At 71.8% G+C, this 9,323-nt stretch carries 9 protein-coding genes and 1 pseudogene; 7 read left to right on the forward strand and 3 right to left on the reverse strand.

The annotated features are described in order from the left end of the window. Window positions 1–749: TraB/GumN family protein (locus G3573_RS17365; RefSeq protein WP_163262914.1), on the reverse strand; the 749-nt coding region annotated here is incomplete at its 3' end. A gap of 141 nt (window positions 750–890) precedes the next feature. On the opposite strand from G3573_RS17365, the gene G3573_RS17370 reads away from it, so the two are divergent. The 4 genes from G3573_RS17370 to G3573_RS17385 are packed head-to-tail and all read left to right on the forward strand — an operon-like array spanning window position 891 to window position 2,969. Next, a complete protein-coding gene (locus G3573_RS17370; RefSeq protein ID WP_163262916.1) occupies window positions 891–1,340 on the forward strand; it encodes an SRPBCC family protein in 450 nt (149 codons plus the stop codon). 1 nt (window position 1,341) lies between these two features. After that, entirely contained in the window at window positions 1,342–1,683 is a 342-nt protein-coding gene (locus G3573_RS17375; protein ID WP_346427410.1) for a helix-turn-helix domain-containing protein, read from the forward strand. Window positions 1,684–1,713: 30 nt separating this feature from the next. Continuing rightward, window positions 1,714–2,397, forward strand: a complete 684-nt coding sequence (locus G3573_RS17380; RefSeq protein WP_163262919.1) for a TIGR04283 family arsenosugar biosynthesis glycosyltransferase — start codon at window positions 1,714–1,716, stop codon at window positions 2,395–2,397. Then, window positions 2,394–2,969, forward strand: a complete 576-nt coding sequence (locus tag G3573_RS17385) for a DUF2064 domain-containing protein (protein WP_163262921.1) — start codon at window positions 2,394–2,396, stop codon at window positions 2,967–2,969. Before G3573_RS17380 ends, G3573_RS17385 begins: the two co-directional genes overlap by 4 nt. Here G3573_RS17385 and G3573_RS17390 read toward each other — a convergent pair whose 3' ends face one another. Then, window positions 2,970–4,640 (reverse strand): lytic transglycosylase domain-containing protein, encoded by a 1,671-nt coding sequence (locus G3573_RS17390; RefSeq protein WP_163262923.1) that lies wholly within the window; start codon window positions 4,638–4,640, stop codon window positions 2,970–2,972. A gap of 84 nt (window positions 4,641–4,724) precedes the next feature. Continuing rightward, on the reverse strand, window positions 4,725–5,528 hold the full coding sequence (locus G3573_RS17395; protein ID WP_163262925.1) for a uracil-DNA glycosylase: 804 nt from the start codon (window positions 5,526–5,528) through the stop codon (window positions 4,725–4,727). 123 nt (window positions 5,529–5,651) lie between these two features. On the opposite strand from G3573_RS17395, the gene G3573_RS17400 reads away from it, so the two are divergent. From G3573_RS17400 to G3573_RS17410, 3 genes and pseudogenes are all read left to right on the forward strand, one after another. Further along, entirely contained in the window at window positions 5,652–7,325 is a 1,674-nt protein-coding gene (locus G3573_RS17400; protein ID WP_163262927.1) for an electron transfer flavoprotein-ubiquinone oxidoreductase, read from the forward strand. 38 nt (window positions 7,326–7,363) lie between these two features. Further along, window positions 7,364–9,046, forward strand: coding sequence for a tetratricopeptide repeat protein (locus G3573_RS17405; RefSeq protein ID WP_163262929.1), 1,683 nt, complete (start codon window positions 7,364–7,366; stop codon window positions 9,044–9,046). Then, window positions 9,043–9,323: pseudogene (locus G3573_RS17410) on the forward strand (4-(cytidine 5'-diphospho)-2-C-methyl-D-erythritol kinase); the annotation flags it as partial. The gene G3573_RS17405 and the pseudogene G3573_RS17410, both read left to right, overlap by 4 nt.

Genomic DNA, 9,323 nt, shown 5'->3' on the forward strand with positions numbered 1-9,323 from the left:
AGGCAGCGGTCGGAGCGGCGCGGGGCGCCGATGGCGGCGGCGACGTCGCCGCGGGCCCAGCCCTCGGCCGCTCGCCGCGCGGGCGCGTCGCCAGCCTCGAGATCGTCGAGGATGGCCGTCAGGCACTCCTGCTGCACCGCGGGGGTCAGGTTCGCCAGTACGCGCTTGGCCATCGGCACGGCCTCGTAACGGGCGGCGCCGCGCACCTTGGCCTTCGCCTTCTTGGCGGCCTTGCGGACCTGCGGCTCGACGTCGGCCCAGCCGCGGCCGCGTAGGTCGCTCGCCAGCCGGACGCCGGCGACGAGCGGGATCCATTCGGCGTATCGATCCGCCGGGCGGCCGGCGCGTTCGCGGGCCGAGACGAAGCGCGCGCGCAGGTCGGCGGGCAGACTCGCCTCCATCGGTGTGTCGCTGCGCAGTTGCTTGCGCATCTTCAGCAAGGCGGGCACGTCGCGCAGGCCGGCCGCGACGCTGACCCCTTCGATCAGGGTGTGGGCGCCCTTCAACCGGTTTTCCAGAACCGCGTGGTCCCAGGTCGTCCCGGGGGGCAGAGGACCGTCTGGAACGCCCAGGATGTAGACCGTGCTGTCACCGTCGGAGACCTTCCACCAGGCCGGTCCGGGCAGGCGGCCCTTGACGATCAGGTCCTCCACGACGGTGGCGTCGGGATCCTCCAACGTCTGGGCGGCCGCGGGGCCCGCGGACAGCATGAGAACGGCGGCGAGGGCGGCGAGCGAGCGGACGATCACGGGCGGCTCCGGCGTGTGGCGGACCATTGATCTGCGAGCTTGCGGCGAAAGCGTGGCCGTTTCACTGAAGATTTTTACGCAACCAAACGGTTGCTAGTTGGCGTGATCTGGTCTATCAATCCTGCAACCAGGAGGTTGCTGATGTCCGGCCGTATCGAAAAGACCGTGGACCTGAAGGCGCCGCTCGAGCGGGTGTGGCGGGCCCTGACCGACGCCGACCAGTTCGGCCAGTGGTTCCAGGTGAAGGTGGAAGGCCCGTTCGTGACCGGCGAGGTCGCGCGCGGGCAGATCACCCATCCGGGCTTCGAGCACGTGGTCTGGCAGGCCCGCATCGTGCGGATGGACGAGGCGGCGCGGGTGTTCGCCTACACCTGGCATCCCTACGCGGTTGATCCGAACGTCGACTACTCCACGGAGACCCCGACCTTGGTCGAGTTCAGCCTGGAGCCGACGGCTGGCGGCACGCGCCTGACCGTCGTGGAGTCCGGCTTCGAGAACGTCCCGGCTCACCGCCGCGCCGAGGCCTTCCGCATGAACGACGGCGGCTGGGCCGCCCAGATGCAGAACATCCGCGCCCATGTCGAAGGCTAGCGTGTCGAAGCCTGGCGCCCGACTGCGCGAGCGGGGCCCGGCGCCGGTGTTCGCGGCGCTGGGGGACCGCACGCGCCTGCGCCTGCTGGCCCGGCTCAGCGACGGCCAGGCGCGCTCGATCTCGGCCCTGTCGTCCGACACCAGCCTGACCCGCCAGGCCGTCACCAAGCACCTGCACGTGCTGGAGGAGGCGGGCTTGGTCAGCAGCCTGCGCATCGGCCGCGAGAGCCGCTTCACCTACCAGCCCGAGCCGATCGCCGAGGCGCGGTCCTACCTCGACGAGGTGTCGGCCCAATGGGACGACGCGCTGGCGCGGCTGCGCGCGTTGGTGGAGGACGATTGACCGGGGCTGCAGTCGCGCTTTGATCGCGGCGTGATCTCGGTGGTGATTCCGACCCTGAACGCTGGGCCGCGGCTGGCGGAGACGCTGGCGGCGCTGGTGCCCGGCGTGGTCGAGGGCTTGATCCGCGAGGTGGTGATCGCCGACGCCGGCTCGACCGACGAGACGCGCGCCATCGCCGACGCTTCCGGAGCCCGGCTGATCGAAGCGGAACGGGGCCGGGGCGTGCAGTTGCGCGCGGGCTGCGCAGCGGCGAAGGGGCCGTGGCTGCTGGTCCTGCACGCCGACACGCGGCTGGAGCCGGGCTGGATCGAGGCGGTGCGCGATCTTCTGCAGGCCTGGCCGGACCGGGCCGGCTACTTCCGCCTGGGGTTCGACGATGCGGGCGCGGCGGCGCGCCTGTGGGCGGCCGGCGTCGCCGCTCGCAACCGGCTGTTCGGCCTGGTCTACGGCGACCAAGGGCTGCTGCTGCTGCAAGCCCTCTATGAAGAGGTCGGCGGCTATCCCGACTGGCCGCTGCTGGAGGACGTGGAGATCGTGCGCCGGCTGGGGCGCGCGCGGCTGCGGCCGCTGGCGGCCCGGGCGGTGACCAGCGCCGAACGGTTCCGGCGCGAAGGGTGGTTGGCCCGCACGGCGCGCAACTGGACGATCCTGGCGCGCTTCCTGGCCGGCGCGGACCCGCGCGAGCTGGCCAGGCGCTATGAGGCGCGCCGGTGAGCCGGCCCACCCTGATCGTCTTCGCCCGCGCGCCCGCGATCGGGGTCGGCAAGTCGCGGCTGGCCCGCGACGTCGGCGCGGTGGAGGCGTGGCGCGCCTACCGGACCATGACCGCGCGGCTGCTGCGGCGGCTGAGGGACCCGCGCTGGCGGCTGGTGGTGCGGATCACGCCGGACGCCGCGCGATTTCCGGGCGTCGCCTGCGAAGGCCAGGGCGGCGGCGACCTCGACGAGCGGCTGCGGCGGGCGATCCGGGCGCACGCCCGCGGCCCGGTGGCGGTGATCGGTACGGACGCGCCGGAGGTCTCGCGAGCGCGGATCGCCCGCGCCTTTGAGGCGGCGCGTCGGACCGGCGCGGCGCTGGGGCCGGCGGAGGACGGCGGCTTCTGGATTTTGGCGCTCACCCCGACGAGGGCGCGGCGGATCGCTTTTCCGGGCGTGCGGTGGTCGACGCCGGACGCCTTCGCCGACACGCAGGCGGCGCTGGGCGGTCAGGCGACGGTGCTGGAGGTGCTGGCGGACGTCGACGACGGCGCTGCGCTCAGGGCGTGGCGACGGCGCGAACGCCTGTGATCACTTCTCGCCGGTGGCCAGGGCGGCGGTGGCCACGATCTGCGGCGACGACGCCCCCGGGGTGTCCAGGCGCATGTCGACCCGCTTGGCGCCGGCGGCGACCGCGTCCAGCGACTTGGTGTCCTGGCCGAGGATCCGGCGATAGGCCCAGTAAGCGGCCATGACTTCCTCGACGTACACGCGGGTCTGCGGGACCTGGATGCTTTCGATGAAGGTCAGGACGTCGGCGTCGGGGCCGAGCTGCTTGGCCGGGTCCATCACCCGCAGCGGCCCGCCGTTGTAGGCGGCGATCACGCGCAGCATGTCGTTGCCGACCGGGCCCTGGCTGGCCAGGTAGGCGATGTAGGCCTGGCCGACGCGCAGGTTGGTGGCCGGGTCGAGCAGTAGTTCGGGCTTTTTGGCCAGCTTGTCGTCGCCGGTCAGCCAGGCGGCGGTCGAGGGCATGACCTGCATCAGGCCGTAGGCGCCGACATTGCTCTGGGCGGACGGATTGAAGCGGCTCTCGCGGCGCATCAGGGCGTAGAGCAGGGCCTTGTCGACGGTGAACGGCACGTCGACGCCGAGGTCCGGCATCGGATAGTCGCGCGCGTCCACCACGTCGCGGGCGCGGCTGGCCGACAGCTGGTCGTTCAGCGCCATGGCCAGCGCGGTCCAGTCGGCGCGCTCCGGCTCGGTGCGGGCGGCCGCCATGCCGGCGCGCAGCTCGAGGCCGGCGTCCATGGTCTGGCCCAGCTGGGCCAGGGCCACGGCGCGCTTGGCGCGCGGGCTGGTCTTGATCAGCTGCTGCAGGGCGGGCGTGGCGAGGTCGCCGCCGGCCGCGGCGGTCTTCATCACCACCGGCTGGGCGCCTTGCGGCAGGTAGGGCTGCGGGCCGGTGCGCAGGGCCGGCTCCAGGCCCAGCTGCCGCTCGGCGATCATGCCGTAGAAGGTGTGCGGGAACTGCGCGGCCACGCGCAGCAGCTCCGGCGCGTCCTGGGGCGTTCCCCGGGCGACCGCCGCGCGGGCGGCCCAGTAGGCGCCGCCGGAGCGCACCCACGGGTCCTCGGTAACGTCCAGGGCGATCATTTCGAAGCGGCGGAAGGCCTCTTCGTAGTCGCGCTGGCGCCAGGCGGCGAGGCCGGCCACCCACCAGTCGCCGGTCTCGGCGGCCAGCTTGCGGGCGTTGGTCAGGTCGCCGGCGTTCAGCGCCTCGCGCGCGGCCTTCGGGGTCAGCGGCTCGAACCGTTCGCCGGTCTGCACCGCGTTGAGCACCGCGTCGATGCTTTCCCAGGTGCGCTGGCCGGCGGGGGTGACGGTGGTCGGGACGACCCCGTCGATCGAGGTCTCGGTCGGCTTGCGCTTGGCCGCCAGCGCGCGCACGCGCTGGGCGCCGGGCAGGTCGGCGTATTTGTCCAGCCATGCCATCAGCTCGGCGTAGGTGGCGGTGTAGGCGGTCGGGTGGAAGAGCTTCTGGAACTCGACGAAGCCGAGCAGGCTCTTGTCGGAGACGCGGGCGGTGTTCTGATCCGCGGAGGCGAAGTCGCCGCGCTTCACGGCGTCGAAGGCGGCGGCGTACAGCTGGGCGTCCCAGGGCGACAGGGCCTTGGGCGCTTCGGCGGCGCGCGCAGGGGCGCCGGCGACGACGAACATCAGGGCGGAAAGCGCGATCGCCGCGCTCCGTACCGACTTCATCCGAACCCCTCTGAGCCGACCCGAACCCCGTCCCGGGCCTCAGGCTCGTTACCACCTACGGCGTGACCTTTCAGGTTGTAACGCTCAGGAGGCGAGCGGATCAAGCCGTGCGGTCAGCGACAAAAGATCAGACCAAGCTTTCTTCTTGGCTAACGGCTGGCGCAACAGGAACGCCGGATGCAGCGTCGGTAGAGCGGGCAGAGCCAGCGAACCGTCCTCGGCGCGCCACTCGCCCCAGCGACCGCGCAGGCTGAGAATTCCTTCGTCTTTTTTCAGAACCGAGCGCGCGGAGGCGGCGCCGACCACGAGCAATAGTCGCGGCCGGGTCAGGCTGATCGTTCGCTCCAGGAACGGCGCGCACACGTCCTGCTCCTGCGGCGAGGGCGGCCGGTCGCCGGGCGGACGCCAGAAGACCGTGTTGGTGATCAGAGCCCGTTCGGTCAGGCCGGCGGCGGCCAGCATGCGGTCCAGCAGCCGCCCCGGCGCGCCGGCGAAGGGCCGGCCCTGCGCCTCGTCGTCGGCGCTGGGCGCCTCGCCGATCACCACCACGTCGGGCGTCGAACTGCCGCGCATGAAGACCGGCCGCTTGGCCCCCTCATAAAGGAGGGGACAGCCGTCGAAGCCGGACAGGGCCGCTTCGAGCTGCTCCAGCGTCTGGGCCCCGGCGGCCAGCCGTCGCGCCTCGATCAGGCTGCTCGACAGATCCGGCGCGTTGCGGGCGACCGGCGAAACCGCTTGCAGCAAAGGCTTTGCGGGTTCCGGGCGGGGCGGCGCGAGGGTCCGGTCGACCGGTTCGTCGGCGAACGCGGCCTCGACACCCGCGTCCCGCCAGAAGGCGAACAGGCTTTCCAGCGCGCGTAGGTCGGCGGGATCTGCGGAAGGATGCACGGGCGATTACATGAAACCAGAGGCGGTCGGCCTTGACCGCCCTTGCGTCACATTCGGATAAAGCCGCGGAACGATCAACCGGCGCGCCTGCTTCGCGCGCCCCTCAAGACCGAAAGTACGACGATGGCCGACCAGCCGGCGCGCGAGTCCATGGAATACGACGTCGTCATCGTTGGCGCGGGCCCGGCCGGCCTGGCCGCCGCGATCCGGCTCAAGCAACTCGCCGCCGAGGCGGGCACGGAAACCTCCGTGGCCGTTCTGGAGAAGGGTTCGGAAGTCGGCGCGCACATCCTCTCGGGCGCTGTGATCGACCCCGTCGGCCTGTCCGAGCTGTTCCCCGACTGGAAGGAACGCGGCGCGCCGCTGGAGACGAAGGTCGCCAAGGACAAGTTCCTGGTCCTCGGCCCGCAGGGCGAGCTGGACATCTCCTGGCTGCCGACGCCGCCGTGGATGAAGAATCACGGCTGCTACATCGCCTCGCTCGGCAACCTGTGCCGCTGGCTGGCGCAGGAAGCCGAGGCGCTGGGCGTCGAGATCTATCCGGGCATGTCCGCCTCGGAGCTGGTGTTCGACGAGGCCGGCGCGGTGAAGGGCGTCGTGGCCGGCGTGTTCGGCGTCGACCGCGAAGGTCACGAGAAGCCCGACTACCAGCCCGGCATCGAGCTGCACGGCAAGTACACCTTCCTGGGCGAGGGCGCGCGCGGGTCGCTGTCGAAGATCGCGATGGCCAAGTACGACCTGTGCGCCGGCCGCGAACCGCAGAAGTACGGCCTCGGCGTCAAGGAGCTGTGGCAGGTCCCCGCCGACAAGTTCCAGCCGGGCCTGGTCCAGCACACGCTGGGCTGGCCGCTGGACGACCAGACCGGCGGCGGCTCGTGGATGTACCACTTCGGCGACAACTACGTGTCGATCGGCTTCGTGGTGCACCTGAACTACAAGAACCCGTACCTGTCGCCGTTCGAGGAGTTCCAGCGCTTCAAGCTGCATCCCTCGGTCCGCCACCACCTGGAGGGCGGCCGCCGCGTCTCCTACGGCGCGCGGGCGATCGTGGAGGGCGGCTACCAGTCGGTGCCGAAGCTGAGCTTCCCGGGCGGCGCCCTGATCGGCGACTCCGCCGGGTTCGTGAACGTGCCGCGCATCAAGGGCAGCCATAACGCGATCTCGACCGGCCGCCTGGCCGCCGACGCCGCCTTCGCCGCCCTGCAGGCCGGCCGCGCCGGCGACGAGCTGGTCGAGTACCAGAGCGCCTACGAAGGCTCGCGCGTGGCCAAGGAACTGCGCTCGGTGCGCAACGTGAAGCCGCTGCTGTCCAAGCTGGGCAACACCTGGGGCATGCTGGCCGGCGGCGTCGACATGATGACCAACTGGCTGCTGGGCGGCTTCTCGTTCTTCGGCACGCTGAAGCACGGCAAGACCGACGCGGCGTCCACGGGCCTGGCGGCGGACTACAAGCCGATCGCCTATCCCAAGCCCGACGGCGTGCTGACCTTCGACCGGCTGTCCTCGGTGTTCATCTCGAACACCAACCACGAGGAGGATCAGCCCAGCCACCTGAAGCTGATCGATCCGAACATCCCGATCGAGATCAACCTGCCGAAATACGCCGAGCCGGCGCAGCGCTATTGCCCCGCGGCGGTTTACGAGGTCCTCTACGACGAGACGGGCCACAATCCGCGCTTCCAGATCAACGCCCAGAACTGCGTTCACTGTAAGACCTGCGACATCAAGGACCCGTCGCAGAACATCGTCTGGACCACGCCGGAGGGCGGCGGCGGTCCTAACTATCCGAACATGTGATCCGACGGGTCGCGGTTCGCACCAGGGGGCGCCTAGCCATGCTTCGTTCGGTTTCCATCGCCGCGCTCCTCGCCCTCCTCGTCCAGGGCGGCACGGCGGTCGCCGCCCCCGCTGACGTGGGAGCGATGCTCTCGGACGGCGGCTCGGTCTACGGCAACTATCTGGCCGGGCGGGCGGCCATGCAGCGCGGCGACAGCGGCCTGGCGGCTCGCTACCTGGCGGCCGCCGCCGCGGCCGATCCCGACGACGCCGGCGTGCGCGAGCGGGCCTTCCTGGCCGCGCTGATGAGCGGCGACGTCTCGCACGCGGCGACGCTGGTCCCGACCGGAGAGGAGGGGCCGGCCGGCGTCCGCAGCCTGGGTCAGATGACCTGGGCGGTCGAAGCCCTGGCGGGCGGACACGGCCCCCAGGCCGACGCCGCCTTCAAGGATACGACCGTCGCCTTCCCGCACACCATGGGCGGGACCCTGCTGAAGCCCTGGCTGGCCGCGGCCGCGGGCGACTGGGACCGGGCGCTGGCGGAGCCGCAGACCGATCGCCTGACCCAGCTGTTCTCCCAGCTGGGCCGCGCGCGCCTGCTGGAGGCCCACGGGCGCAAGAAGGAAGCCGAGGCCGCCTATCAGCAGCTGGCCGGGGACACCGCCGGCGCCTCGCTGTTCCGCATCCACTACGGCGAGTTCCTGGAGCGCGCCGGCCGCCGCAACGAGGCCATCGCGGTCTACGACGTCGGCCTGGCCGAGACCCCGTCCGACGGCTCGCTGCAGCGGGCCCGCGCCCGCGCCATCAAGCGCGGCCGTCCGCCGGCGCCGCTTACCCTGAAGCAGGGCGCGGCCGAGGCGCTGTGGATGACCGCCGCGGCCCTGACCGCCGAACGCCAGATGGAACTGGGCCTGGCCTATCTGCGCCTGTCGCTGCGGCTGGATCCGGAGATGGACGAGGCCAAGATGATGGTCGGCGACGCCATGAGCGCCGTCGATGACGAGGAGGCGGCGCGCGGCGCCTGGGCCACGGTGAAGGCCGGCTCGCCCCATTATGTCGACGCGCGCAGCCGGCTGGCCTGGAGCTTCCAGGCCGCGGGCGAAAGCGAGACGGCCGTGTCCCTGGCCCGCGAGACGGTGGCCGCCACGCCCGGCGACACGACCTCGGAACTGGCCCTGGCCGACGTCCTGCGCGCGGCCGGACACGAGCAGGAGTCGGTCGGCGTGCTCGACCGTCTGGCCAAGCGCACCAACCCGGACTGGCGCGTGTTCTACATGCGCGGCGTGGTGCTGGAGCGGCTCGGTCGCTGGGACGACGCCCAGGTCGACCTGAAGCACGCCCTGGACCTGCGGCCGGACGATCCGGAGCTGTTGAACTATCTCGGCTACAGCTGGATCGACCGCGGCGTGCGGGTTCAGGAAGGCATGGCCCTGATCGAGAAGGCGGTCGCCCAGCGTCCGACCTCGGGGGCCATCCAGGACTCCCTGGCCTGGGGCCACTATCGCCTGGGCGAGTACCCCAAGGCCGTCGAGCTGCTGGAACGCGCGGTGGTGCTGGAGCCGGGCGATCCGGCCGTCAACGACCACCTCGGCGACGCCTACTGGCGCGTCGGGCGCAAGCGCGAGGCCGGCTTCCAGTGGAAGCGCGTGCTGACCCTCAATCCGGACCCGACCCTGCGGGCGGCCGCCGAGGGCAAGATCGAGAAGGGCATCGACGGCGAGCCGGCGGCGGCGGCGAAGTGAGCCGCAGCGCGTTTGCGCCGGCCAAGGTCAACCTGTTCCTTCACGTCGGCGCCCCGGACGCCGAGGGCTACCACCCGCTGAGCAGCCTGGTGGTGTTCGCCGACGTGGGCGACCAGCTCAGCGTCGAGCCGGCTGAAGACCCGACCTTCCTGGTGGACGGCCCCTTCGCCGGCGGACTGGCGGGGGAGGGCGACAACCTGGTCCTGCGCGCCGTGCGCGGGCTGGAGCGCGCCGCGGGCGGCGCCTTCCCGCCGCTGCGGCTGGTGCTGCGCAAGGA

Origin of the sequence: Caulobacter sp. 17J65-9 (assembly GCF_010975005.1) — a bacterium.
Lineage (GTDB): Bacteria > Pseudomonadota > Alphaproteobacteria > Caulobacterales > Caulobacteraceae > 17J80-11.